Source organism: Burkholderia cepacia complex sp. TUM26381 (assembly GCF_057439935.1).
Genome location: NZ_CM172007.1, coordinates 1,805,081 through 1,830,782 on the forward strand (window position 1 = coordinate 1,805,081; position 25,702 = coordinate 1,830,782).

The following is a 25,702-nucleotide window of genomic DNA, read 5'->3' on the forward strand; positions in this document are numbered from 1 at the left end:
CTGCCGCTCACGCCACTTCGCCCATGTCATTACGCGCATTCAGAACGCTGGTCGCCATCGCCCGATACCGGACCTTCGCGCGCGCCGGCGAAGCCATCGGCCTCACGCAATCGGCGGTGAGCCTGCAGATCAAGACGCTCGAAAGCGAATACAACGTGCAGTTGTTCGACCGTTCGCGCCGGCAGCCGGTGCTCACCGAAGCCGGTACCATCCTGCTCGCGCAGGCCGAGCAGGTGCTCGCGATGGTCGACCGGATTCCCGATGCGCTCAGCGACGAGAAAAAGCTCGTCGGCCGCCTGCGGATCGGTGCGATCCAGACCGCGCTGTCCGGCCCGCTGCCTGACGCACTACTTGCTTTGCGTGCGGCGCATCCGTCGTTGCGCGTGCACGTGTCGGCCGGCATGTCGGCGGAACTCGCGAACCGCGTTGCGGCCGGCGAGCTCGACGCGGCGATCACGACGCGCCCGGTACGCCCGCATCCGGCCGAACTGACGTGGACCACGCTGTACGAGGACCGCTTCTGGCTGCTCGCGCCGCCCGACCATGCGGAACGCGACGCGGGCGCGCTGCTCGACGCGCTGCCGTTCATCCGCTTCGACGCGCAGGCGTGGGCCGGCCGGATGATTGCTGCCGAGCTGCGCCGCATTGGCGTGCGCGTACGCGAAGAGATGGTGCTGGACAGCGCGGAAACGATCGCGCGCATGGTGGCGCGCGGGCTCGGCGCGGCGATCGTCGCGCTCCCCGATGCGACGCTTGCACGCCTGCCGCCGGTCACGCGCTTGCCGTTCGGCCAGCCGCAGATGGGGCGCGCGGTCGTGCTGCTCGAACACCAGTCGCGCCCGGGCGAACGTTTCGCCCGCGCGCTGGCGGCCGAAATCACTGCGTCATCAATGAGAATTTCTCATTGAACACCCGATAATTAACAATTATTCCTGTTGCTTGCGCGTGTTAACTTGGCGGCATCGTCACTCTTTCGATTGCGTGTCGCCATGTTGCCCGCCGGATGGATTCCCGCTTCGTTCCGCCGCCTTTCCCCGCCAATCGGTGTGAAGGTACGCCGGTGATCGGCCCGATCCTGCTCGCGCTCGCGCCGGTCGCGCTGCTGGTCGCGTTCGGTCACGGCCTGCGACGCACGGGCTTCATCGCCGACGCGTTCTGGCCGCACGCCGAGCGGCTCTGCTACTACATGCTGCTGCCCGCGCTGTTCGCGGACAGCCTCGCGAATGCGCGGCTGCAATCGCTGCCCGTTTTACCGCTCGCGGCGGCGCTGGTCGGTTCGACCGCACTCGCCGCAGCGCTTCTTCTGCTGGTCCGCCCGTTCGTCCGGGTCGACGGCGCCGGCTTCACGTCGGTGTTCCAGGGCGCCGTGCGCTTCAACAACTACGTCGGCACCGCGCTGGCCGCCGGGCTGCTCGGCGCGAAAGGGATCGCGCTCGCAGCCGTGTGCGTCGCGGCGATCGTCCCGACCGTCAACCTGATGTGCGTGCTGGTCTTCGCGCGCTACGGCGACACGCGGCTCGGTGCGGCGGCGCTCGCACGGCAGATCCTGTCGAATCCGCTCGTCGTCGCATGCGCGCTCGGGATCGCGATGCAGGCCGGTGGCGTCGCGTTCCCGGCTGCCGTCGAGCCGGCCGTGCGCGCGCTCGGCGCCGCATCGATGCCGCTCGGCCTGATGTGCGTCGGCGCGGCGCTGAAATTCGATGCGGCGCGTGCATGGCTGCAGCCGGTGTGCGTTGCGTCGGCGTTCAAGTTCATGGCGATGCCGCTCCTCACGCTCGCGGCCGGCCACCTGTTCGGGCTCGGCGATGCGGCGCTGACGGTCGCGCTGCTGTTCCAGGCGCTGCCGACGTCGTCGGCGTCGTACATCATGGCGCGCCAGCTCGGCGGCGATGCGCCGCTGATGGCCGGCATCACCGCATTCCAGACGATTGCCGCCGCTTTCGCGATGCCGGTCGTGCTGACCGCGCTCGCGTCGGCGCCGGCGTTTCGCTGACGGCGCCGCGAGCAGCCCCGTCTCCCTGAATCAGTCTGCCGGCCGGCCAACGCGCCGCTCGGTCACGTACGCATGGCCGCAGACGCTTTCGTTTCGAGAACCCACGCCCCATGCACGCTCCCGCCCCGCCCGCCCGCGTCGTCGCCACCCGGCCGCACGCGGCCATCTACGTCAAGCTCACGCTCGTCGCGCTGTTCTGGGGCGGGACGTTCATCGCGGGCCGGATCCTCGCCGCAACGATGTCCGCGACCTCGGCGGCGACCGGCCGCTTCGCGATCGCCGCGCTGCTGCTGGTCGTCCTGACATGGAAAATCGAAGGCGGGCTGCCGAAACTGAGTGGCCGCCAGATCGTGACGACCTTCGGCCTCGGCGCGACCGGCATCTTCCTGTACAACGTCTGCTTCTTCGCTGCGCTCGCGCGGATGCCGGCAGGCCGCACCGCGCTGTTCGTCGCGCTGAATCCGGTCGCCACGGCCGTGCTGCTGTCGGTCGTCGCGCGCGAGCGCCTGTCGTTGTCGCGCTGGGCCGGCATCGCCGTCGCGCTGTTCGGTGCGCTCGTCGTGATCAGCCGCGGCGATCTGCTGCGCGTACTGACCGATCTCGGCAACACGTTCGGCGCCGGTGAACGTTTCATGCTGTGCGCGGTGCTGAGCTGGGCCGCCTATACGGTAATCGGCCGGCGCGCGCTCGACGGGCTGTCGCCGCTCGCGGCCACGACGTACGCGGCACTGTGGGGCCTCGCGCTGCTGATCGTCACGCACCTGTTCAGCCCGTCTGCGAACGGCGGCACGCCGCTGACGTGGCAGGCCATCGCGTCGATGCTCTACCTCGGTGCCATCGGCACGGTGGTCGCGTTCGTCTGGTATTCGCAGGGGATCCGCGAACTCGGGCCGGCCCGCGCCGCCGTGTTCACCAACCTGGTGCCCGTGTTCGGCGTGCTGCTGTCGGTCGCGCTGCTCGGCGAACCGCTGTCGCCGTCGATGCTGGCCGGCGGCGCGCTCGTGATCGCAGGCGTCGCGCTGACCAATCGCGCGAAACGCTGACGCACCGGCGCACATCCTGCGTACGGGGACGGACGCCGAATACCGGCTCGGCGGCGATCGCAACGCCGTTGTGTGACGCATACGCTTCGGCCGATACGCCCCCCGATCTTCTCGCAGCCCCGCCCAAAACCGCCTATCGTGAAGAAGGCGCCCCGTTTGCCGCCCTTCGGCCCCGCGTCGCTCGCACGGGCGGCAACGACATCGCGTTCCGGCACCATTCATCGCGATCCCTGCGCATGCTCGCCCGTGCACACGATCGCACCGCCCACCGGATAACCAGGAGGCACACATGAAAGCCGTGCTGCTCGTCAGCTCCGCTCTGCTCGCCATTGCATCCGCTTCGGCGATGGCCCAGGGTTCCATCACGAAGGAAGAAAACGGCGCGCTCGTCGCCGCAAACGGGATGACCGTCTACACGTTCGACCACGACAAGCCCAACGCCGGCACCAGCGCCTGCACGGGCCAGTGCGAATCCTTCTGGCCGCCGTACAAGGCCAGCGCGACCGACGTCCCGGTCGGCCCCTACACGATCGTCAAGCGCGACGACGGCAGCCCGCAATGGGCCTACAAGGGCAAGCCGCTGTACTTCTTCTCGAAGGACATGAAACAGGGCGACCGCAACGGCGACAACTTCAAGAACATGTGGCACGTTGCGGCACCGTAAGCGTCCTGCTGCCTTCCGCCCTGTCCGGGCAGACATGAAAAAGCCCGCCCCGATCGTCGATCGAAGCGGGCCTTTGCGGCTTGGCACGTCCGGCCGGCTGCACGCAGCCGGCTCGCGCGTCAGCGGCTCGACGGGAAGCTGAACACCGTGCCTTCGCGCACGCCGGCCGACGGCCAGCGCTGCGTGATCGTCTTGCGCTTCGTGTAGAAGCGCACGGCGTCCGGGCCGTATGCGTGCAGATCGCCGAACAGCGAACGCTTCCAGCCGCCGAACGAGTGGTACGCGACCGGCACCGGCAGCGGCACGTTGATGCCGACCATGCCGATCTGGATGTTGTCGCCGAAGTAGCGTGCGGCCTCGCCGTCGCGCGTGAACAGGCACGTGCCGTTGCCGTACTCGTGCGCATCGATCAGCGCCATCGCCTCGTCGAGCGACTTCAGGCGGATTACGCCGAGCACGGGCCCGAAGATCTCGTGCTGGTAGATCGGCATGCCGGGCTTCACGTTGTCGAACAGGCACGGGCCGAGGTAGTAGCCGCCGTCGTGGCCGTCGACCTTCACGCTGCGGCCGTCGACGACCAGCGTCGCACCGGCTTCCACGCCCGCTTCGACGAAACCCGTCACCTTCTCGAAATGCTGCTGCGTGACGAGCGGGCCCATGTCGACGCCCGCGCCGTTGCCCGGGCCGACCTTCATCTTCTCGATCTCGGCCTTCAGCCCCGCGACGACCTTGTCGCCCGTCTCGTCGCCGATCGCGACGACCAGCGGAATCGCCATGCAGCGCTCGCCGCACGAACCGTACGCGGCGCCCATCAACGCGTTCACCGCATTGCCGATGTCGGCGTCCGGCATCACGACCGCGAAATTCTTCGCGCCGCCGAGCGCCTGCACGCGCTTGCCGTGCGCGCAGCCGGTCGAGTAGATGTATTCGGCGATCGGCGTCGAGCCGACGAAGCTCACCGCCTTCACGCGCGGGTCGGTCAGGATCGTGTCGACCGCTTCCTTGTCGCCGTTCACGACGTTCAGCACGCCCGGCGGCAGGCCGGCTTCGAGCGCGAGCTCCGCCATGCGCAGCGTCGACGACGGCGTGCGCTCGGACGGCTTCAGCACGAACGTGTTGCCGCAGGCGACGGCCATCGGCCACATCCACAGCGGCACCATCACCGGGAAGTTGAACGGCGTGATGCCGGAGACGACACCGAGCGCCTGGAATTCGCTCCACGAATCGATCGCGGGGCCGACGTTCTTGCTGTGCTCGCCCTTCAGCAGCTCGGGCACGTAGGTCGCGTATTCGACGTTCTCGATCCCGCGCTGCAGTTCGCCCATTGCATCGGCGAGCACCTTGCCATGCTCGGCGGTGATCAGCGCGCACAGCTCGTCGGCGTGCTCCTCGAGCAGCGTCTTGAAGCGGCTCATCACGCGGGCGCGCTTCAGCGGCGGCGTGTTGCGCCACGCCGGGAACGCGGCCTGCGCGGACGCGATCGCGGCTTCGACGGTCAGCTGGTCGGCAAGCGCGACGCTTTTGTTGGATTCGCCGGTGGCCGGGTCGAACACCGGCTGGACGCGGCTGCCGCCGTCGACGCGCTTGCCGTCGATCAGGTGGCCGATGGTGGAGGTCACATTGCTGTCGTGTTTCATCGTTGAGGCTCTTTCGTGAATTCGGTTATCGCGGGGCGAGCTGCGGCTCAGTCCACTTCGTTCAGTGCGTCGGACAGCGCGTTGACCAGGTTGTCGATCTCGCGCTTTTCGGCGATGAACGGCGGCGCGAGCTGGATCGTGTCGCCGCCGTAGCGCACGTAGAAGCCCTTCGCCCAGCAGCGCATCGCGATCTCGTACGGGCGCCGCGCCGGTTCGCCCGGCAGCGCCGCGATCGTCAGGCCGGCAGCCAGCCCGTAGTTGCGGATGTCCGCGATGTGGCGCTGGCCCTTCAGCCCGTGCACGGCCGCCTCGAAATGCGGCGCGAGATCGCGCACGCGGGCCACCGCGTCTTCCTTCACCAGCAGGTCGAGCGCCGCGACGCCGGCCGCGCACGCCACCGGGTGCGCCGAATACGTGTAGCCGTGCGGGAACTCGAGCATGTACTCGGGGCCGCCTGCGGCCATGAACGTGTCGTAGATCTCCTTCGTCGCGATCACGCCGCCGAGCGGCTGCACGCCGTTCGTCACCTGCTTCGCGAAGTTCATGATGTCCGGCACCACGCCGAACGCGTCGGCGCCCGTCATCGCGCCGGCGCGGCCGAAGGCCGTGATGACCTCGTCGAAAATCAGCAGGATGTCGTGCGCGGTACAGATGTCGCGCAGGCGCTTCAGGTAGCCCTTCGGCGGCACGACCACACCCGCCGAGCCGGAGAACGGCTCGACGATCACGGCCGCGATGTTCGATGCGTCGTGCAGCGCGATCAGCTCGAGCAGGCGGTCGGCCAGCTCGGCGCCGTGCTCGGGCATCCCGCGCGAGAACTTGTTCTCGGCGAGCTGCGTGTGCGGCAGGAAATCGGCGTCGAGACCCTGGCCGAACAGCTTGCGATTCGGCCCGATCCCGCCAACCGAGATGCCGCCGAAGTTCACGCCGTGGTAGCCCTTCTCGCGGCCGATCAGGCGCGTCTTCGTGCCCTTGCCCTTCGCACGCCAGTACGCGCGGGCCAGCTTCAGCGACGTGTCGGCCGCTTCCGAACCCGAGCCCGTGAAGAACACGTAGTCGAGGCCGGCCGGCGTCAGCTCCTTGATCTTGTTCGCCAGCTCGAAGGATTTCGGATGGCCGAACTGGAATGCCGGCGCGTAGTCGAGCTGAGCGACCTGGCGGCTCACGGCTTCGACGATTTCCGTGCGGCCATGACCGAGGCCCGTGCACCAGAGGCCCGACAGGCCGTCGAAAATCTTGCGGCCTTCGCCATCCGTGTAATACGCGCCCTGGCCCGACACGATCATGCGCGGATCGGCCTTGAACTGGCGGTTGGCCGTGAACGGCATCCAGTGCGCGTCGAGCCACGCGGCGTCGGTGCGGAGGTTCGTGTCGTCGTGCTGGGCGGTGGTGATGTCGGTCATGTCGGTCGGCGCGGCGCGCCCCTCCTCCTTGTGTTGATGTTGCACATTGTCGGGACGCCAATTAGTCTTTTGAATATCGCAATATCAATGTTCACTTGCTCAACTATGCAAGCAAAGAAACCGAAGAGCCGCGCGCTGCTCGGGCAGCTCAGCGACATGGATCTCCGCCTGCTGCGGGTCTTCAAGGGCGTCGTGCAGTGCGGCGGGATGGCCGCGGCCGAACTGGAACTGAATATCGGCATCTCGACGATCAGCCGGCACGTGAAGGATCTCGAAACGCGCCTCGGCCTCGTGCTGTGCCGGCGCGGCCGCGCCGGCTTCACGCTGACGCCGGAAGGCCAGACGGTGTACGAGGAAACGCTGCGACTACTCGCGTCGATGGAGGCATTTCGCAGCAGGATCGACGGCATTCACGACAAGATGGGCGGAGAACTGCACATCGCCGTGTTCGACAAGACGGCCACCAACGTGAACGCGCGCCTGGGCGACGCGATCCGCCAGTTCGCCGACGAAGCGCCCGACGTTGCACTGAACCTGCATGTCGCGTCGATCAACGAGGTCGAGCGCGGCATCATCGACGGCAGTTACCAGGTCGGGATCATTCCCGCGCACCGCAACTCGGGCAGCCTCGAGTATGCGGACCTGTTCGACGAACGGATGCTGCTCTACTGCGGCCGCCAGCATCCGCTCTTCGATGCGCCGCACGGCAAGCTCACGTGGACGACGATCCGCAACCACGCGTTCGCCGGGCTCGGCTTCCATTCGCCGAACATGGAGTTGAGCCATCGCGCGAAGCTCACGCGCAGCGCGACCGCGTCGGACCAGGAATCGATCGCGACGCTGATCCTGTCGGGCCGCTATCTCGGCTTCCTGCCCGACCATTACGCGGAAAGTTTCGAAAACAAGGGGCTGATGCAGCCGATCGCGCCGCAGCGGTTCAATTACCGGTGCCGGTTCGTGAGCCTGCTGCGGCGCTCGCCGCGGCCGTCGCGGGCCGCGCTGCTGTTCCAGTCTTGTCTCGAAGCCGCGCATGCGGCGGCGCGGCCGGCGGCGTAGACGATTCACGCGACGAATCGGGCTCCCGGCCCTTCGCTGTAAGCCATCGCGCGACCGGTCGTCAACGGACTGCGCAGCGCGGCGGCTGCCCCTCGCGGTGCCGTGCCCGGACACCCTGACACCCGGTCACACGCCGTCGAACCGGTCGAGCGCGCCGTCGGCCCGTGCTTGCGCACGGGTGCGCTTCACGAAATGTGTTGCGACGAGCGCCGCGGCGAAACCGGACGCGGCACCGACGCCGAGCGCCCAGCGCGGGCCGAGATGGTTTGCGACCCAGCCCGCGACCGGTGCGCCGATCGGCGTGCCGCCGAGCGCGACCGCGAGGCGCAGCGCCATCACGCGGCCGCGCATCTCCGGTTCGGTGGACAGCTGCATCAGGCTGTTGGTCGAGTTCATGAAGGTGATCGCGGCGATCCCGGTCAGCACGAGCGCGGCCCCGAACAGCCAGTAGCCCGGCGCCAGCGCGGCGAGCGTGCAGCCGAGCCCGAACAACGCCGCGCCGAACCACAGATGGCGGAAGCGCGGCTGCTCGCGGCGTGCGGCGAGCAGCGCGCCCGACACCGTGCCGACCGCCATCATCGACGACAGCACGCCGAAACCGCGCGCATCGACGTGAAACACGCTGGCCGCCATCGTCGAGATGAACAGCTGGAAATTGAGCCCGAACGTGCCGATCAGGAACAGCATCACGAGGATCGCCTTCAGGTCGTCGCGCCGCCACACGTAGCGGAACCCGTCGAGCAGGCCGCCGCGCGAGCGGCCCGCGCGCAGGTTCGCGCGCAGTTCGTCCTCGCGGAGCAGCAGCAGCGACGCCAGCACCGCGAAGAAGCTGAGCCCGTTGGCGACAAACGCCCAGCCGGTGCCGACCGACGCGATCATGAACCCGGCCGCCGCCGGGCCGATCATCCGCGCAGCGTTGAACGACGTCGAATTGAGCGCGACCGCGTTCGCGAGTTCGCGGTCGCCGACCAGTTCCGCGACGAAGGTCTGCCGCACCGGCGCATCGAACGCCGACGCGCAGCCGAACAGGAACGCGAACACGTACACGTGTTCGAGCTGTGCGACGCCCGCGACGGTCAGCGCGCCGAGTAACAGCGCCAGCACGCCCATCAGCCCCTGCGTCACCATCAACAGCTTGCGCTGGTCGAAGCGGTCGGCCGCGTAGCCGGTCCACGGCAACAGCAGCAACTGCGGCCCGAACTGCAGCGCCATCACCGTGCCGACGGCCGATGCGTCGTGATGCGTGAGCTGCGTGAGAACGAGCCAGTCCTGCGCGGTGCGCTGAACCCAGGTGCCGATGTTCGACACCAGCGAACCGATCGCCCACACGCGATAGTTGAAACTGCGAAGTGAGCGGAACACGCCCGCCGCCGGCACGCTCATGGCCGCTCCCGCTCCGGATCGTTGCCGCCGTGCAGCGCGCCGAAGTGCCGCGCGAGATACAGGCCGAGCACCAGCCCGCCAAGGCCGAGCGGGGCCACGTCGGCAGTGGTTTTCAGGTCGAATGCGCCGACCCGGCAGACCAGCACGTAGCCGATCGCGAGATTCACGAAACCCCACACGACATTCACGACCGACGACGACAGCCCGCGCCCGGGCGGATTCGCGAACGGCGTCTGGAACGGCTCGCCGCGCAGCCCGCTGACGAGATGCGGCACGACGTTCGCGAGGAATGCGCCGCCGAAGAAGTACGACACGAGGTGCAGGAGGTTCATGTTCGGGATGCCCTTTCGTCGAGCGGATCGATACGGTTCACGAGCGCGCCGGGTCCTGGAATTCGGCGAGCCGCTGCAGCAGCTTCACGGCCGATGCCAGCTCGGCCTGCTCCGCCGCCGACAGTTGTGCGTGCAGCGCGCGGAACAGCCAGTCGTCCTTGGCCGCGCGATTGGCCTGCAGCACCTTGCGGAAGCCGGGCGTGAGCGCGATCAGCGTCTGCCGGCCGTCGGTCGGATCGGGCGCGCCGCTGACGGCGCCGAGCGCCTCGAGTGTCGCGACCGTCACGCGCATCGACTGCGGGCGGACGCTTTCGGCGCGTGCGAGCGCCGACACGGTTGCCGGACCGTCGCGGTCGAGCCGCAACAGCACCGATTTCTGCGAAGACGTGATGTCGTTCGGGTGGGTCTGCTCCCGCATGCGTCGCATCAGCTTGCCGACCGAGATGCGGAGTTCGCCGGCGAGACCGGCCAAGGGGAGCGTTTCGGCGGGGGGCGATCGCGTGTTCATGGCGCCACGATAGCATATCGACAGTTTAACTGTACAGTTTGACTGCACATTTCAGACTGTAAGGATCATGCCGCCGGCTGTGCCCGCGCCGATGCGAACCGGCGCGCTCGGCCGCGCGATCCGGCTCTGCGATAATGCGGGCTCCCCATTTCCGCTCCGCCTTCCGCCATGACGCAGCCGTCCGCCCCGCTCTCCACCGACCTGCCGCCGATCTCGTGCCTGCCCGGCGATGCGCTGCCGTGGCTGCCGATGAGCGCCGATCTGCCGGGGCTCGCGATCAAGTACCTGCACATCAATGCGGCCGAGGACACGCTCACCGCGCTGCTGAAGATGCCGGCCGGCGGCACGCTGCCGCGCCACCGTCACGACGGCGAGGTGTTCGTCCATACGCTGCAGGGGGCGTGGCGCTACCGGGAATACGACTGGATCGCGCACGCCGGCTCGACGGTGCTCGAACCGGCCGGCTCGGTGCATACGCCGGAAACGCTCGGCGCGCCGGGCGAGGACGTGATCACGCTGAACGTGATGCGCGGCGATCTCGTGCTGCTCGACGATGAGGGTCGCGAAACGGCGCGCGAGAACTGCCGCGTCGCGCTGCTGCGCCAGCGCAAGCATGCGCGGACGGCGCCGGATGCCGCCGCGCCGTTCGTCACGCGGTAACGCAGGCGTCTGCGTCGCGTCACGACCCGCGTGGCGCCAGCGCTTCCCGTGGTGCGGATGACGGCCGATGCGCTGCGCCGGCCGCCCCGCGCATCACCGAAAGCGCCGAAAAAAACGCCGAATATCGCTGGCCAGCAGGTCCGGCTCTTCCACTGCCGCGAAATGGCCGCCGGCCGGCATGTCGCTCCATTGCGCGACGTCGAACACGCGTTCGAGCCAGCTGCGCGGCGGTCGGCTGATTTCCTTCGGAAAGCGCGCGAACGCGACGGGTACCGCCATGCGTTGCCCGGCCGCGAAGCGTATCGGCTGCAGCCGGTTCTCCCAATACATCTGCATTGACGAACCGATGCAGCCGGTGAACCAGTAGAGCGAGATTCCGGTCAGCAGCGTGTCGAACGAAAACCGCCGTGCAACATCGCCGTCGCAATCGCTCCACGCGCGGAATTTCTCGGCGATCCATGCGGCCAGCCCGGCCGGCGAATCGTTGAGCGCGACGGCCAGCGTCTGCGGCTTCGTCGTGTGCACATGTGCGTATCCGCCTTCCAGCGCGGCCCACTCGCCGCGCTGCGTCACGAAGGCCCGTTCGTCCTCGGTCAGCGGCAAGGCCGCGTCGGCCGGCGGCTCGAAACTACCGGGCAGGTAATTCAGGTGGACGCCGTCCACCCGGTCGGCATGTCGCACCCCGAGCGCGATCGACACGCCTGCGCCGAGATCGCCGCCTTGCGCGCCGAAGCGTCGATAGCCGAGGCCGGTCATCAACGCCGCCCAGCAGTCGGCAACCTGAAGCGCCGACATGCCCGGGGCTGCCGGCGCGGGCGAAAACAGGAAGCCGGGCAATGACGGCACGACGACGTCGAACGCGTCGCCAGGATCGCCGCCGAATGCCGCGGGATCGCACAGGCGATCGATCAGCGCGTCGAATTCGAAGACGGAGCCCGGCCAGCCGTGCGTGATGACAAGCGGATAAGGGTTCGGTCCCGCCCCGCGCCGATGGATGAAATGCACGCGCTGCCCGCCTGCATCCGCGACGAACTGCGGCAGCCGGTTCAGCGCACGCTCCACCGCACGCCAGTCGAATCGCTCGGCCCAGTACGCAACCAGTTCGCGCAGCCACGCGCCGTCCACCCCCTGCTGCCACGGCTCAGCGGGTGTCAGCGTCGGCGGGCGACGGTCGCGCAAGCGCCGGCGCAGGTCGTCTAGCGCGTGATCGGGTATCGCAATGTCGAACGGCGTGGCGTGCATGGTGTCTCCTCGGGAAGCATGCCGGGGATTCTGCTCGATTTTTCCGACCCGCGCTGGCGTCCCGCACCGGCGGGCGTCAGCCCGTTTCCCGCTCGTCCACCCGCGCGTCGCGCCGCATCGCCTGCGGCGGCACGCCGAATCCGCGCACGAACGCCTCGCGCATGTGCCGGCGATCGCGAAAACCGTTCTCCTTCGCGATCACGTCGAGCGGATGGCGGCTCTGTTCGATCATCAACCGCGCCGATTCGAGCCGCAGCCGCTCGATCGCCTTCGCGGGCGACTGTCCCGTTTCCAACGTGAACACCCGGCTGAACTGGCGCGGACTCAGATGGACGGCCTCGGCCAGATCCTCGACGGTCAGCGCGCGACCGAGGTTCTGCCGCGCGTAGTTCAGCGCGTTCTGGATCCGGTCGGATTTCGGCGCGAGATCGAGCATTTCGGAATGCTGCGACTGGCCGCCGGCGCGGCGCTGGTGCATCACGAGCTTGTGCGCGACCGAGCGCGCGGCATCGGCGCCGAGATCCTTTTCCACCATGGCGAGCGCGAGGTCGAGGCCGGCCGTCATTCCGGCCGAGGTCCAGATCGGGCCGTCGACGATGTAGATCCGGTCCTCCTCGACGCGAATCTCCGGGTAATGCCGCTGCATGTCGCGGCCATACGCCCAGTGCGTGGTCGCGCGGCGCTGCGCGAGCAGCCCGGCCTCGGCCAGCACGAACGCGCCCGTGCAGATCCCGGCAATCCGCCGCGCGCGCGCATTCGCGCGGCGCAGGTACGCGACGACGCCGGGCGGCGCCGGCGCGGCGAACGGATCGTTGACGCCCGCGACAATCCACGTATCGACGTCGATCCGCCCGCGCAGCGCACGCGTGGCAACCGACAGCCCGAGCGACGAGCGCACGTCGCCGCCTTCGACGGAATAATTGTCGATCGCGTAGAACGGCTCGTTCATGCCCATGTTCGCGTACTCGAACACCGATTGCGCGGCGAGCGCCATGATCTGGAAGCCGTCGCTGATCAGAAAGCCGATTCGGTGCATGTGCATTCTCCGGTTCCGGGTCGGTCGGCCCGATGTCCTGAATCATACCCATCTACGTCATTTGTGTCGCAACGGTTCGAGACCAGAATGCCTTCACGCCATCCGGCCATTCCCACCGAAACGGAGCACATCATGACGCAAGCACATCGCGGTACCGCCCTCATTACCGGCGCATCGTCGGGCATCGGCGCCGTCTACGCGGACCGCCTCGCGCGCCGCGGCTTCGACCTGATCCTGGTCGCGCGCAACCGCGACCGGCTGAGCGCGCTCGCCGAGCGCATCACGAACGACACGCAGCGCAGTGTCGAGATCGTCGACGCGGACCTCAATGACCGTGCGGCGCTCGCCGCCGTCGAAGCGAAGCTGAAGCAGGACGCGAGCATCACGCTGCTCGTGAACAACGCGGGCATCGGCACGCATGCGCCGCTGCTCGACAGCGACGTCGACGCGATGACGCGGATGATCGACCTGAACGTGACCGCACTCACGCGCCTGACCTACGCGGCCGTACCCGGCTTCGTTGCCCGCGGCCGCGGCGCCGTGATCAACATTTCGTCGATCGTCGCGATCTCGCCGGAAACGCTGAACGGCGTGTACGGCGGCAGCAAGGCGTTCGTGCTCGCGTTCAGCCAGTCGCTGCATCACGAACTCGCCGGCAAGGGCGTGCAGGTGCAAGCGGTGCTGCCCGGCGCGACGGCCACCGATTTCTGGCAGACGGGCGGCCTGCCGCTCGAACACCTGCCGAAGGAAATCGTGATGACCGCGCAGGACATGGTCGATGCCGCGCTGGTCGGCTTCGATCGCGGCGAACTCGTCACGATCCCGCCGTTGCATGCGGGCCACGAATGGGATGCCTACGAGGCCGCACGCCGCACGATGGTGCCGCACCTGTCGGCCGATACGCCCGCGCCGCGCTACGCGACGACGCATTGACGCCGCCCCCCCGAACCGATCAGACACTGGGAGCACGCGTCATGACCACGGCACTGGAAGAAAAGAATACGGCCCTCGTTCTCGAAGCGCTGGATACGCTGTTCAACCGGAAGGACTACGATCGCGCCGCGCAATTCTGGGCCGACGATTACATCCAGCACAGCCGGCACGTGCCGGCCGGGCGCGACGGCTTGTTCGGCCTGGTCGCGTCGATGCCCGGCCTGCGTTTCGAATACGACCGCGTGGCCGCCAACGGCGACTTCGTCTGGGTGCATAGCCGCTACACGCATGCGGCCAGCGCGGTTGCGCTGATCGCGGTGGACATCCTGCGGGTCGAGAACGGCAGGCTCGTCGAGCACTGGGACGTACTGCAGGACGAAGCGGCGCGCGACGAATCGGCCGGCGGATATCCGATGTTCGGCGACACGTTTCCGGCCCGGCGCTGACAGCGCCGGTCGCGCGCAAACGATGCGGGCGGCGAGCTGCCGCCCGCATCCCTCAGATTCGCTCCCGACCGGCGCCAATGCGCGATGCCGCAAGCCGATTCCGCTTCGCTTGCCACGCATTCCGCACAACAGTAAGCTCTGCGATTGCAGTCCCCAGGCAGTCACATTCGATCGGCACTCGTCCGATCACGAGCGCAATCGTTCATTGCGGAATTCGACCATGCGGCTCCGTATGTTCATCACCGGGGCCGGCGACGCGCCGGCCGCCGCGCGCGACGCCGACAGCCAGCCGGCCCTTCCGCCGTTGCCCGAACTGGAAATCGTCTGCCGCGTCGCGCGTGCGCACTTCGGCGCGTCCGGCGCGTTCGTCGCGTTCGTCGCGCATGCCGAAGCCGGCATGCCACGCGTGCTGGCGGCCGATGGAACGCTGCCCGCCCCGCTTCCTGCCGATCTTTTTCCACCGCACATCGAACCGCATTCGTCTACGGAAAGACGGCACGCCGTACACATTCCGCAACGGGACGACGGGATGCCTTGCGCACCGCGGATCGTCGCGGCCTGCGAACTGGCCGCCCCCGACGGCCTGTCGCCCGGCACGCTGCTGCTGGGCATCGTCAACGACACCCGCCTGACGCTCGACGCCGCGCAATCCGCGCTGCTGCGCGACCTCGCCGGGCTCGCCGGACATGTGCTCGCCCGCGCGTTCGCGGAAACCGCGATGCGCGAACGGCTCGCCGTCGTCGAGGAGCACAGCACGCTGACGACGCTCGCACTGACCGAAAGCGGCACCGGCGTGTGGGACCGCAACGTCGCAACCGGCGAGATTCATTACTCGCCGGCGTGGAAGGCGATGCTCGGCTATGCGCCGCACGAACTGAGCAACCGGATCGAGGAGGCGTACGAACGGCTGCATCCGGACGACGTCGACGACGTGAAAGCCACGATGCTCGCGCACTTCGAGAGCCGGACCGACAGCTACGAGGTCGAGCACCGCATCCGCTGCAAGGACGGCAGCTACAAATGGATCCGCAGCCGCGGCAAGGTAATCGCCCGTGACGGCAACGGCCGGGCCTTGCGCATGGTCGGCACGACCACCGACGTCACCGCGCTGCGCGAGCTCGCCGAGCGACTGCGCGATTCGGCCGCGCTCGTCACCGACCTCACCAACCAGGTTCCCGGGCTCGTGTTCCAGTTGCGGCAGACGGCTGGCGGACGCCGCTTCTTTTCCTACGCCAGCGCGGGAACGGGCGACATCTACGAACTGACGCCCGGGCAGCTCGCCCGCAACGCGGAAGCGGTCGAGACGCGCATTCATCCGGCCGACCTGGTCGCCTATCGGCAGTCGCTGCACGAATCGTCGGTGCAACTGACGCCGTGGCGGCTCGAATATCGCGTGCTGCTGCCTGGCCAGGGCTTGCGCTGGCGCGAAGGCGATGCGCGCCCGCAGCGCATGGCGGACGGCGGCACCGTGTGGCACGGCTTCATCACCGATGCAACCGAGCGCAAGCACATCGAAGCCGAGCTACACCGGATGGCGACGACCGACCACCTGACGCAGTTGTCGAACCGCCATGCGTTCATGCGGCAAAGCGAAGCCGCGCTGTACGACATGCGCGCGACCGGCCTGCCTGCCGCCGTGCTGATGCTCGACCTCGATCACTTCAAGGCGCTGAACGACCGCTGGGGCCATCCGCTCGGCGACCGCGCACTCCGGCACTTTGCGCGGCTGCTGCTCGCGGAAACGGCGCCTGGCTGCGTCGTCGGCCGGGTCGGCGGCGAGGAATTCGCGATCGTGCTGCCGCGGTCCGATCTCGAGATGGCGCTCGCCTTTGCGCGGCGCGTGCAGCAGCGTGCGATACAGGCGCGGCTCATGCACGAGGATCAGCAGGTCGAGCTGACCGTGAGTATCGGCATCGATGCGATGCGCGCGTCGGACTTCGGCGCGTACCAGTCGCTGTCGCGCGCCGACAAGGCGCTCTATCTCGCGAAGGAGCGCGGCCGCAACCGGATCGAGGTCTATCGCGGGTAGCCGTGTCGCGCGCCTTCGCCGCGAACGGGACGACGGCAACGCGCCGCCGCCTGCGCGCCGAACCTGCCCGTCAATGCGGTGCGTCCGCTCGCGCGCCCGTGTCGTCGCGCGGCACGCCCAGCAGCATCGCGGCCGCGCATGCGGCCAGCAACGCCGCGATCATCAGCATCGCCGGATCCATGCTGCCGGTTCGCGTCCGGATCAGCCCGACGAGCCAGGGCGTGATCATCCCGCTCGACACGCCGATGCTGCTGATCAGCGCGATCCCGCCCGCTGCGCCGGCGCCCGAGAAATACGCGGACGGCACGGCCCAGAACACCGGATGCGCGGCGAAGATCAGCATCGCCGCGATCGACAGCAGCGCCATCATCGCGACGATGCTCGGCAGGTGCAGCGTCAGCAGCGCAAGCGCCACCGCGCCGCCGACCGCGCACGCGGCGAAGTGCCGGCGCCGTTCGCGCTTGCGGTCCGAGCGCCGCGCGATTGCGATCAGGCCGGCCGCGCCGATCGCGTTCGGCACGACCGACAGCAGGCTGATCTGCACGACGTCGTGGATGCCGAATTCGCGGATCATCAGCGGCATCCAGAACAGCAGCATCAGCAGCGCGGTCGTCAGCGAGAAATAGATGAACGCGAACAGGTACGTGCGCGGTTCGGCCAGCACCTGCCGCAGCGAACGCGGCGCCTGCGTGCCCGTGCCGGCGCCGGCGTGGTCGGCGGCCAGGTCGGCCGCGAGCTGCCGGCGATCGGCGTCGGACAGCCAGTGCGCGTGCTCGGGACGATCGCACAGCCAGAACCACGCGATCACGCCGAGCAGGATCGCGGGCGCGCCCTCGATCGCGAACATCCATTGCCAGCCGTGCAGCCCCATCACGCCGGACATCCCGCGCATGAGCCAGCCCGACAGCAGGCCGCCGACCATCCCGGCCACCGCGACGCCCGCATAGAAGATCGACAGCACCGACGCGCGCCGCCGCGCCGGATACCAGTAGGTCAGGTAGAACACCACGCCCGGAAAGAACCCGGCCTCGAACAGCCCGAGCAGGAAACGCAGCACGTAAAAGTGCTTCGCGCTGTCGACGGTGATCATCGCGACCGACACCGCGCCCCACAGGAACATGATCCGCGCGAACGTGCGGCGCGCACCGAAGCGGCGCAGCAACGCGTTGCTCGGCACCTCGAACAGCACGTAGCCGACAAAGAACAGCACCGCGCCGAGGCTGTACATCGCATCGGTCAGTCCGAGGTCCTGCCGCATCTGCAACTGCGCGAAACCGATGTTGCTGCGATCGAGGATCGACACGATGTAGCAGATGAACAGGAACGGCACGATCCGCCGGCCGATACGACGGTACAGCGCATCGTCGCCGGTCGCGTCCGTGGAACCGGCACCGGACGCAACGGCCGGTGCGGCGTGCGCTTGAAGAGGGGCTGACATCGATCGTCTCCTCGATGGATTCGGATGCGGACGGACATGAAGCGCCGGTTGCCGCGGCCCGCGCGCAGCGACCGGCCGCGGTTCGCTCAGCCCCGCTGTGCGGCCTCGCCCTTCACGCCGAGCATCAGCGCCGCGCCGCTGGCCACCAGCAGCGCGGCCAGCAGGTACACGGCGAGATCCATGCTGCCGGTGCGCGTGCGGATCATCCCGATGACCCACGGGCTGACGATCCCGCTCGTGATCCCGATGCTGCTGATCAGCGCGATCCCGGCCGCGGCCGCGTTGCCCGACAGGTAACGGGTCGGGACCGACCAGAAGATCGGCAGCGCGGCGAAGATCAGCGTCGCCGCGATCGACAGGCACGCGAGCATCGCCGCGAAGCTGTGCAGGTGCAGCGTCAGCGCCGCGAGCGCGAGGCCGCCGCCGATCGTGCAGCACGCGAAGTGCTTGCGGCGCTCGCCGGTGCGGTCCGAGCGGCGCGCGATCAGCACCAGCCCGACCGCGCCGACCGCGTTCGGCACGACCGTGTAGAGGCTCACCGCGACGACGTCGGTCACGCCGAAGTCGCGGATCATCAGCGGCATCCAGAAGTTGAGCGTCAGCGACGCGCAGGTCAGCGAGAAATAGATGAACGCGAACAGGTACACGCGCGGATTCGCGAGCGCGGCCATCACGCTGCGCCCGTCGTGCGCGCTGCCGTGCCCGCGGCCTTCGGCGCACAGCGCCGCGACGCGCGCCTTTTCATCGGACGTGAGCCACGCGGCGTCCTGCGGCCGGTCGACGAGGAACGTGAACGCGGCGAACGCGAGCAGGATCGCCGGCGCGCCTTCGATCGCGAACATCCATTGCCAGCCGTGCAGCCCGAGCACGCCGCTCATGTCGCGCATGATCCAGCCCGACATCAGGCCGCCGAGCACGCCGGCCACCGCGACGCCCGCGAAGAACACCGAGATCGCCGCCGCGCGCCGGTTCGCCGGGAACCAGTAGGTCAGGTACAGCACGATGCCGGGAAAGAAGCCGGCCTCGAACACGCCGAGCAGGAAGCGCAGCACGTAGAAATGCGACGGCTGCGACACGAACATCATCCCGGTGGACGCGATGCCCCACAGCAGCATGATCCGCGTGAACGTCCGGCGCGCGCCGAAGCGGGCGAGCAGCATGTTGCTCGGTACTTCGCAGAACACGTAGCCGACGTAGAACACCGCCGCGCCGAGACCGTACATCGCATCGCTGAAGCCGAGGTCGTGCTTAATCTGCAGCTGCGCGAAGCCGATGTTGATGCGGTCGAGAAACGACACGACGTAACAGAGGAACAGGAACGGGACGATCCGCCACGCGATCTTGCGGAACAGCTGCGTGTCGCCGGATTCGAATTCGGATGCGGATACGGAAGTCGGCGCCGAAGCACCCGCGTGCGCGAGCGTCGCTTCGGCGGGAAGCGATTGGGGCATGTCTCTCTCCAAACGGGCCGCGCGATGTCGAGCGCGCAGCAGTCTCCGAGGGCGTGCATGCGCCCTGCATTCTTGTGAGACCGGATACGGCTGCCGGCACCGCGGCGCTCTGCCGCCACGGATGCCGCAGCCTTCAGGGAAACGGCGGCGCGTTCAGGTGAACGCCCCGCCGCCGTGTGCCGCTCAGTCCTGCAGCGCGGCCCACATGTCCTTGTCGCGCTGCGCGGTCCAGATGCGCGGATGCGCGATGCCGCTCGCCTCGTCGAAGGCGCGCGACACGTCGAACGGCAAACAGTGCTCGTAGATGAACACGTGGCCGAACTTCGGGTCCATCGCTTCGCGCGTGAGCGCCATCGCCGCCTTCAGGTCGAGATTGCGCTCGACGGCCTTGCGGCCCTGTGCGAGCAGCGTCGTGACGAAATCCTTCGTGTAGTCGAGGCCCTTGTCGACCTCGGCCGGGTTCAGCAGCGCGGGGCCGCGGCCCGGCACGAGCTTCTCGGCGCCGAGCGCGCGCAGCGCCTCGAGCGTGGCCGGCCACTGTTCGAGCTGCGCGTCGCCGCAATAGCACGCGGCGTCGTATTCGACGAGATCGCCCGAGAACAGCACCTTTTGCGACGGCAGCCAGACGATCGTGTCGCCCTTCGTGTGGCCCGAGCCGACGTGCATGATCTTCACTTCGAGCTTGCCGAGGAACAGCGTGATCTCGCGCTCGAACACGAGCGTCGGCCAGGTCAGCCCCGGCACCGTCTCGACACCGGCGAACAGGCGCGGGAAGCGTTCGATCTCCGACTTCATGTCGGCCTCGCCGCGCTCGACGATCATCTCGTACGTGCCGCGGCTCGCGATCACCTGCTGCGCGCCTTCGTCGAAATACGCGGATGCGCCGAGCACGCGCACCGCGTGGTAATGCGACAGCACCACGTGCTTGATCGGCTTGTCGGTCACGCTGCGGATCTTCGCGATCAGGTCCTGCGCCATCGCGGGCGTCGCGGTCGTGTCGACGATCAGCACGCTGTCGTCGCCGATGATCACGCCCGAGTTCGGGTCGCCTTCGGCGGTATACGCGTATGCGTTCTCGGACAGCTTCGTCCAGGTGACTTTCTTCTCTTCCAGATCGGCTTGGGAGGCGAATGCTTTGGCCATGTTGCGTTCCGTGGCTGCGAGCCATGTGTTGAGGGGAGTGAGCGGATCATCTGCCCGCGCCGAATATTTGTCAATGGCAAATACGCTTGCTATTGTTTAATACGGGTAAACCTGCGGGCTGGCGCGGTAAATGGCGTCGGATACCATGCGGGGTTTCGTCAACGGAAGAATCATCGCGTGCAGAACCACGAAGTCAGCGCAGACGACGCGGCGCCCAAGGCGCAGCGCGGGATCCAGAGCGTCGAGGTCGGCGGACGGCTGCTCGACGCGCTCGCGCGCCGGCGCAAGCCGCTCGGGCTGTCGGAGCTGGCCGCGGCGGCCGACCTGTCGACCGCGCAGGCACACACCTATCTGGTCAGCCTGACGCGGCTCGCGCTCGTGAAGCGCGATGCGCTCACCGGCAACTACGAGCCCGGCCCGCTGTCGCTGCGGCTCGGACTGATGTCGATCGAGCGCCAGCCGGCCTACCGCGCGACGCTGCCGCACGCGGTGCAACTCGCGGAAGCCGTGGGGCTGAGCGTCGCGCTGTCGGTGCCGGGCGCGCTCGGCCCGACGATCGTGCGCATCGAGCACGGCGGCTATCCGTTGCACGTGAACCTGCACGTCGGCTCGGTGATGTCGCTCGACACGACGGCGACCGGGCGCGTGTTCCGCGCATTCGGCGATCCCGCGCAACTCGACGCGATGGCGGCCAGTCAGGCCGGCGCGGGCGCGACGCTTGCCGGTGCCGAAGGCGGGCACGCCGCGCCGGACGCCGACGCGCAACGGGCCGAACGCGATGCGATCCGCGCGCGCGGCCTCGAACGCAGCATCGACCGGCCGAGCCCCGGCGTCAGCGCGATGTGCGTGCCCGTTTTCGACGCGTACGGCAGCCTACAGCTTGCGTTGACGGTAATCGGTTCGAGCGGGTCGATCGATGTCGACTGGGACGGTCCGATCGCGACGGCCTTGCGCGAAGCGGCACGGCAGGCCACCGCGTCGCTCGGCGCGGAAAGGTCGAATCCGGCCGAACCGCCGCCCGCGCCGGCGGCGGGCGCGACTCGCGTGCCACCGGCACTGGCCGACGACGCGAAGGCGCAGCGCGGGATCAATGCGCTCGACAGCACCGGCGAACTGTTGCTCTCGCTGGTGTCGGCGGGCCGTGCGCTGCCGCTGCGCGATCTCGCCGCGGCAGCCGGCATGCCGGCCGCGAAGGCGTTTCCGCATCTGGTCAGCCTGCAGAAGATCGGGCTGCTGAGCCGTGACGACGCCGGCTGCTTCGATGGCGGCCCGCTCGCGCAGGCGCTCGGCCTGATCGCGATGCAGCGTGTGTCGCCGACGCGCGACGCGGAAGCCGAGATCGTCGCGCTGGCCGGCGCGACCGACATGAGTGTCGCCGCCGCGACGCTCGGCCCCCTCGGCCCGACGGTAATCCGTCTGGAAGAATCGGCGCGGCCGCAGCACGTGAGCCTGCAGGTCGGCACCGTGATGTCGCTCGTCAACACGGCGATCGGCCGGATCTTTGCGTCCGGCATGTCCGACGACGTACTCGCCGACCTGCTCGCCAACGAACCCGTGCGTCTCGCGGGCAGCCGCGCCGCACCCGACGACGCCGCGTTCCGCGCGCGGCTCGCGGCGATCCGCGCGGATGAACTCGATTTCGCGTTCGACGCGCCGGTGCCGGGCATCGGCACGGTCGCGGCCCCCGTGTTCGATCACACCGGCAGCATCCGGCTCGTGATCGCGATCATCGGCTCGTCGCGCGGCTTCCCGCGCGGGCCGAACAGCGACCTGGCGCAGACGCTGCTGGCCGCGGCGCGGCGGCTGTCCTGGCGGTTCGGGTGGATCGGCCGGTAATCGCGCGCCCTTTCCCCGACACTCGACTCCGCCATTCTTTCTACCCGCGAGGCCGTGCCGGCACGGCCTCGGCACGCCTGTGCATCACGCAAAGGCAGCCAATATTCATGTTGCGTGGCAGCAACATAAAGTGTCAGTAATTCTCATATAACGAAATCGCATTTCACAAGGCGGTGATGTTTCGCTATGATTAGGGTTATCCCTAACTCGCCACCTATATGGGGCTTCGTCATGCAAACGTCTAACGTCTCCAACCGTTCCACCGAATCCACTGGCTGGCTCGCACGTGTGAGCGAGCTGCTTGCAGAAGCGTGGGCGCTCCACCTCGAGACCTGCGAAGTCATCGCTGAAGCACACGCGCGCCTGCCGCGCTGAGCAGCACGACCGGCCGCCGCCCAGCGGCACACTCCCCGCCCGATCCGCTTGCCCGGACGCGCGCCGCCAGCGGCCGCTGCGTCGGGCATCGGGAAACGGTGGTGCCGACGTGGAAACTCCCCGGGCTTGTCCCGGCTGAATGGGCTCACCGCGTCGGGCGCGTTTGAAAGTCGTCTTGAGGCCGCTTCATGGCCGATATCGGGCGCACGATTGCGCCGTACCGCCGCTAACGGAAGATTCATCCGTTTTTCGCGGCCGCCTGCCGTGTCGCCCGGCGAGCCTTTCCTGTCGGCCCTTTGGCGGTTTTCGCCGCGCCCCCGCGCCGCCGCACGCGCCGCCGTTTCAGCGACGGCCGCCCCCCATCTCCGCCCCCGTCACACCTGGATCGACGGCACGTCCTTCATGCACCGCAGCGCGAACATCGAGCGGCTGTGACGGATGCTTGAAATCCGGTACAGCTTTTCGCGCAGGAAGCGTTCGTAGCCGGCCGTGCCATCCACCGCGACCTTGATCCAGTAGTCGTACTCGCCCGACACCAGATACGCCTCGAGCACCTCCGGCAGCGCCGCCAGTTCCGAGCCGAAACGCGCGAGCGCGTCGTCCTCATGGCGATCGAGCGTGACTTCGAGGATCACGATGTCGGCGTAGCCGAGCATGCGCTGGTTGACCAATGCGACGTAACCGTCGATGTAGCCATCGAGTTCGAGCTGCCGCGTGCGGTTCCAGCATGCGGTGGTCGACACGCCGATCTGTTCGGCGAGTTCGGCGTTCGACAGGCGCGCATTTTTCTGCAATGCACCAAGGATCTTGCGATCCTGATTGTCGAGCGTTTTCGGCGTGCGTTCGCGGGTAGCCATGATGAGAAGAATCTTCTTCTGAAAACTGGCATTCTATCTGAACAGAATTCTGGTTTCAGGCCCGTTTTGCCTGAAAACAGGAAGCCTTTTAACCGGGCCGCTTGATACATTTTCTCCATGCCTGCTGTCCGGCACGCTCCCCGCGACAACCCCTTCGCACCGGGACGCACGGCCGCAATCACGAGTTGCGGTGCCGGCCGGCAGGCATGCGATTCCCCGCCGCCCGCACGCCTATCCGACCGCGTGCGGGGCCGGTGCCTGCGGCCCTGTTCCTGCACTTCCGTCATGTCGTTCAAGCTTTATCTGTCGTTCCTCGCTGCTTCCGTCGTCCTGATCTACGCCCCCGGTCCCGTCAACCTGCTCACGATGAACCAGGCGCTGCGCGCCGGCTGGCGCCGTGCGCTGCCGTGCGTGTGGGGCGGCACGCTCGCCGTGCTGCTGCAACTCGCGCTGACCGCGCTGTGCCTGAATTCGCTGGTGCATCTCAACGAACACGCACTGACCGTGCTGCGCTGGGCCGGCGCCGCGTATCTCGTGTGGCTCGGGGCCAGGCAATGGCTCAGCCGTGCGCCGGCTGGCGCGCCCGCCGCATCGGCCGACGCGGAAACCGCAATCGGTCGGCAGGACACCGACACCGACCGTGCGCTGTTCTGGCGCGGTGTCGCCACCTCCGGCCTGAATCCGAAAACGCTGCTGTTCTTTCCGTCGTTCTTTCCGCAGTTCATCAGCCCGAATGCCGACTGGAGCCTGAACCTTCAATTCCTGCTGCTCGCGACGACGTTCGCGCTGCTGTTCGCGGGCGGGGTCGCGTCGATGGCGCTGTTCTCGCACCGGCTGAGCCGCGCGCTGCAGCGGCCGGCGCGGATGCGCGCAATGAATCGCGTGACCGGCGGGCTGCTCGTCGGGATGGGCGCGATCATGGTCGGCTGGAACTGAGCGGCCGGGCCTGCCGGCTTCGTCGCGGCGGCCGCCGGGCCCCGCGAAAAAGCAGCCGATCGCCGAATGCTTTAGGGTAGCGGCTGGTTCGTTGGACATGCCCGGCCCGCCGGGCGACTGAATGAAGCACGTGACTACCCGCCTGCGGCGCCTGTTCGCGCCGATCGGCCTGCACTGGTATCTCGCCCTCCTTCTCGCGCTCGATGCGTTCATGGTGCTGCGCCCCGTCGTCGCACGTGCCAGGCTCGGCCTGCACCATGCATGGCTCGCCGATGCGTTGAACCTCGTCGACAACGCGGGGCTCGTCGTGCTGCCGCAAGTCGTCGTCGCGGCCGGCCTCGCGACGATGGCCATCGGCATCGTGCTGCGCGCCCGCGTCGCGTGGGTGCTGTCGATCGTGCTGCTGGTCGCGGCCGCCGCGATCAGCGTGCTCGGCGGCTATCAAAGCCACGCCGTGTTCGTCTACACGGCCGTGCTGGTCGTCGCGCTGCTCTATTACTGGCGGCACTTCGACCGCGCGAGCGTCGCCGCGAGCAGCCTGTTCGCGTTGCTGAGCATCGTGTCGCTGCTGATCTACGCGACCTTCGGCGTGCTGTACCTCGGCGACGAATTCACGCCGCCGGTCCACGATCTCGCCACCGCCGTCTATTTCTCGATCGTGTCGATGTCGACGGTCGGCTACGGCGACATCGTCCCGCACGTGCCGACCGCGCGCCTGTTCACCGCGTCGGTGATCGTGCTCGGCATCACGGTGTTCGCGACGTCGATCAGCGCGGTCGTCGGCCCCGTGATCGGCGGCAATCTGAAACGGATCGTCAAGGGAGGCCTTTCGAACGTGATCCGCAAGCATCATTTCCTGATCGTCGGCGCGACGCCGGTTGCGCACGCGGTCCACGACGGGCTGCGCAAGCGCGGCTACGCGGTGACCGTGATCGTGCCGGCCGGTGTCGAGCACAACTATGCGGCCTCGACCGATCTGATCGTCGGTGACGCGACCGACCATGCGGTGCTGGACAGCGCCGGCGCGGCGACCGCGCGCGCGGTGCTGGCGCTGCGCTCCGACGACGCCGAAAACGCATTCATCATCCTCGCGATCCGCGAGATCGCGCCGACGGTGCGCACGGTCGCGCTCGTGAACCAGCAGCGCAACCTCGAACGGCTGCGCCTGCTGAAACCCGACATGGTGTTCTCGCCGCAGCAGCTCGCGGGCGAACTGCTCGCCAGCACGCTCAACGACGAGCCGGTCGACAAGTCGGTGATCTCGCATCTGCTGTTCGGCACGGCCGACGCCGCGTGACGCC

At 68.2% G+C, this 25,702-nt stretch carries 24 protein-coding genes; 13 read left to right on the plus strand and 11 right to left on the minus strand.

Going from position 1 to position 25,702, the window contains the following annotated elements; translation table 11 throughout:
* Window positions 1-23: 23 nt before the first annotated feature.
* From ACWMMN_RS24835 to ACWMMN_RS24850, 4 genes are all read left to right on the plus strand, one after another.
* Window positions 24-908 (plus strand): LysR family transcriptional regulator, encoded by an 885-nt coding sequence (locus ACWMMN_RS24835; RefSeq protein ID WP_486423251.1) that lies wholly within the window; start codon window positions 24-26, stop codon window positions 906-908.
* Window positions 909-1,060: 152 nt separating this feature from the next.
* The gene (locus tag ACWMMN_RS24840) at window positions 1,061-1,993 is read left to right on the plus strand and encodes an AEC family transporter (protein ID WP_196486624.1); all 933 of its coding nucleotides are present in this window, start codon (window positions 1,061-1,063) and stop codon (window positions 1,991-1,993) included.
* A 110-nt stretch (window positions 1,994-2,103) separates the two neighbouring features.
* Complete coding sequence (locus ACWMMN_RS24845; RefSeq protein WP_256086429.1) at window positions 2,104-3,036, plus strand: DMT family transporter; 933 nt, start codon at window positions 2,104-2,106, stop codon at window positions 3,034-3,036.
* A 289-nt stretch (window positions 3,037-3,325) separates the two neighbouring features.
* A complete protein-coding gene (locus ACWMMN_RS24850; protein WP_059240657.1) occupies window positions 3,326-3,700 on the plus strand; it encodes a COG4315 family predicted lipoprotein in 375 nt (124 codons plus the stop codon).
* Between the two features lie 119 nt (window positions 3,701-3,819).
* On the opposite strand, the gene ACWMMN_RS24855 is transcribed toward ACWMMN_RS24850, so the two are convergent.
* On the minus strand, window positions 3,820-5,337 hold the full coding sequence (locus ACWMMN_RS24855; protein ID WP_059240658.1) for a CoA-acylating methylmalonate-semialdehyde dehydrogenase: 1,518 nt from the start codon (window positions 5,335-5,337) through the stop codon (window positions 3,820-3,822).
* Window positions 5,338-5,384: 47 nt separating this feature from the next.
* On the minus strand, window positions 5,385-6,740 hold the full coding sequence (gene aptA, locus ACWMMN_RS24860; protein WP_059240999.1) for an omega-aminotransferase AptA: 1,356 nt from the start codon (window positions 6,738-6,740) through the stop codon (window positions 5,385-5,387).
* Between the two features lie 105 nt (window positions 6,741-6,845).
* On the opposite strand from aptA, the gene ACWMMN_RS24865 reads away from it, so the two are divergent.
* Window positions 6,846-7,796: a LysR family transcriptional regulator gene (locus ACWMMN_RS24865; RefSeq protein WP_059240659.1), complete on the plus strand. Its 951-nt coding sequence runs from the start codon at window positions 6,846-6,848 to the stop codon at window positions 7,794-7,796.
* 126 nt (window positions 7,797-7,922) lie between these two features.
* On the opposite strand, the gene ACWMMN_RS24870 is transcribed toward ACWMMN_RS24865, so the two are convergent.
* Genes ACWMMN_RS24870 through ACWMMN_RS24880 form a run of 3 tightly spaced genes read right to left on the minus strand, consistent with a single transcriptional unit; the run spans window position 7,923 to window position 10,019 of the window.
* Window positions 7,923-9,179 carry an MFS transporter gene (locus ACWMMN_RS24870; RefSeq protein WP_059240660.1) on the minus strand — a complete coding sequence of 419 codons (1,257 nt, stop codon included), beginning with the start codon at window positions 9,177-9,179 and terminating at the stop codon, window positions 7,923-7,925.
* The gene (locus ACWMMN_RS24875; protein ID WP_340625004.1) at window positions 9,176-9,511 is read right to left on the minus strand and encodes a hypothetical protein; all 336 of its coding nucleotides are present in this window, start codon (window positions 9,509-9,511) and stop codon (window positions 9,176-9,178) included. The genes ACWMMN_RS24870 and ACWMMN_RS24875 overlap by 4 nt, the downstream gene beginning before the upstream one ends.
* Window positions 9,512-9,548: 37 nt before the next feature.
* Entirely contained in the window at window positions 9,549-10,019 is a 471-nt protein-coding gene (locus ACWMMN_RS24880; RefSeq protein ID WP_174992237.1) for a MarR family winged helix-turn-helix transcriptional regulator, read from the minus strand.
* A gap of 168 nt (window positions 10,020-10,187) precedes the next feature.
* On the opposite strand from ACWMMN_RS24880, the gene ACWMMN_RS24885 reads away from it, so the two are divergent.
* Window positions 10,188-10,679 carry a 2,4'-dihydroxyacetophenone dioxygenase family protein gene (locus tag ACWMMN_RS24885; protein ID WP_059240663.1) on the plus strand — a complete coding sequence of 164 codons (492 nt, stop codon included), beginning with the start codon at window positions 10,188-10,190 and terminating at the stop codon, window positions 10,677-10,679.
* Window positions 10,680-10,772: 93 nt separating this feature from the next.
* Here ACWMMN_RS24885 and ACWMMN_RS24890 read toward each other — a convergent pair whose 3' ends face one another.
* Window positions 10,773-11,921: an epoxide hydrolase family protein gene (locus tag ACWMMN_RS24890; protein ID WP_486423252.1), complete on the minus strand. Its 1,149-nt coding sequence runs from the start codon at window positions 11,919-11,921 to the stop codon at window positions 10,773-10,775.
* 76 nt (window positions 11,922-11,997) lie between these two features.
* Window positions 11,998-12,957, minus strand: a complete 960-nt coding sequence (locus tag ACWMMN_RS24895; RefSeq protein ID WP_059241000.1) for a GlxA family transcriptional regulator — start codon at window positions 12,955-12,957, stop codon at window positions 11,998-12,000.
* Window positions 12,958-13,089: 132 nt separating this feature from the next.
* Here ACWMMN_RS24895 and ACWMMN_RS24900 point away from each other — a divergent pair, with 132 nt between their 5' ends.
* The 3 genes from ACWMMN_RS24900 (at window position 13,090) to ACWMMN_RS24910 (ending at window position 16,365) form a co-directional block, all read left to right on the plus strand.
* Entirely contained in the window at window positions 13,090-13,890 is an 801-nt protein-coding gene (locus tag ACWMMN_RS24900) for an SDR family NAD(P)-dependent oxidoreductase (protein ID WP_486423253.1), read from the plus strand.
* A gap of 41 nt (window positions 13,891-13,931) precedes the next feature.
* Window positions 13,932-14,336, plus strand: a complete 405-nt coding sequence (locus ACWMMN_RS24905; RefSeq protein WP_059240666.1) for a nuclear transport factor 2 family protein — start codon at window positions 13,932-13,934, stop codon at window positions 14,334-14,336.
* Window positions 14,337-14,556: 220 nt separating this feature from the next.
* Window positions 14,557-16,365 carry a sensor domain-containing diguanylate cyclase gene (locus ACWMMN_RS24910; protein WP_486423254.1) on the plus strand — a complete coding sequence of 603 codons (1,809 nt, stop codon included), beginning with the start codon at window positions 14,557-14,559 and terminating at the stop codon, window positions 16,363-16,365.
* A 70-nt stretch (window positions 16,366-16,435) separates the two neighbouring features.
* On the opposite strand, the gene ACWMMN_RS24915 is transcribed toward ACWMMN_RS24910, so the two are convergent.
* The 3 genes from ACWMMN_RS24915 to ACWMMN_RS24925 form a co-directional block, all read right to left on the minus strand.
* Complete coding sequence (locus tag ACWMMN_RS24915; protein WP_340625009.1) at window positions 16,436-17,803, minus strand: MFS transporter; 1,368 nt, start codon at window positions 17,801-17,803, stop codon at window positions 16,436-16,438.
* Window positions 17,804-17,889: 86 nt separating this feature from the next.
* Window positions 17,890-19,254, minus strand: a complete 1,365-nt coding sequence (locus ACWMMN_RS24920; protein WP_486423255.1) for an MFS transporter — start codon at window positions 19,252-19,254, stop codon at window positions 17,890-17,892.
* Window positions 19,255-19,437: 183 nt separating this feature from the next.
* Window positions 19,438-20,397 (minus strand): MBL fold metallo-hydrolase, encoded by a 960-nt coding sequence (locus ACWMMN_RS24925; RefSeq protein ID WP_174992242.1) that lies wholly within the window; start codon window positions 20,395-20,397, stop codon window positions 19,438-19,440.
* A gap of 177 nt (window positions 20,398-20,574) precedes the next feature.
* Here ACWMMN_RS24925 and ACWMMN_RS24930 point away from each other — a divergent pair, with 177 nt between their 5' ends.
* Together ACWMMN_RS24930 and ACWMMN_RS24935 are read left to right on the plus strand one after the other, a co-directional pair.
* Entirely contained in the window at window positions 20,575-22,233 is a 1,659-nt protein-coding gene (locus ACWMMN_RS24930) for an IclR family transcriptional regulator (protein WP_486423256.1), read from the plus strand.
* Window positions 22,234-22,464: 231 nt separating this feature from the next.
* A complete protein-coding gene (locus ACWMMN_RS24935; protein ID WP_174992244.1) occupies window positions 22,465-22,608 on the plus strand; it encodes a hypothetical protein in 144 nt (47 codons plus the stop codon).
* Window positions 22,609-22,982: 374 nt separating this feature from the next.
* On the opposite strand, the gene ACWMMN_RS24940 is transcribed toward ACWMMN_RS24935, so the two are convergent.
* Window positions 22,983-23,465 (minus strand): Lrp/AsnC family transcriptional regulator, encoded by a 483-nt coding sequence (locus ACWMMN_RS24940; protein ID WP_486423257.1) that lies wholly within the window; start codon window positions 23,463-23,465, stop codon window positions 22,983-22,985.
* 285 nt (window positions 23,466-23,750) lie between these two features.
* Between ACWMMN_RS24940 and ACWMMN_RS24945 the strand changes: the two genes are divergently transcribed.
* On the plus strand, window positions 23,751-24,401 hold the full coding sequence (locus ACWMMN_RS24945) for a LysE family translocator (protein ID WP_342704759.1): 651 nt from the start codon (window positions 23,751-23,753) through the stop codon (window positions 24,399-24,401).
* Window positions 24,402-24,522: 121 nt separating this feature from the next.
* Window positions 24,523-25,698, plus strand: coding sequence for a voltage-gated potassium channel protein (gene kch / locus ACWMMN_RS24950; RefSeq protein WP_486423258.1), 1,176 nt, complete (start codon window positions 24,523-24,525; stop codon window positions 25,696-25,698).
* Window positions 25,699-25,702: the final 4 nt, after the last annotated feature.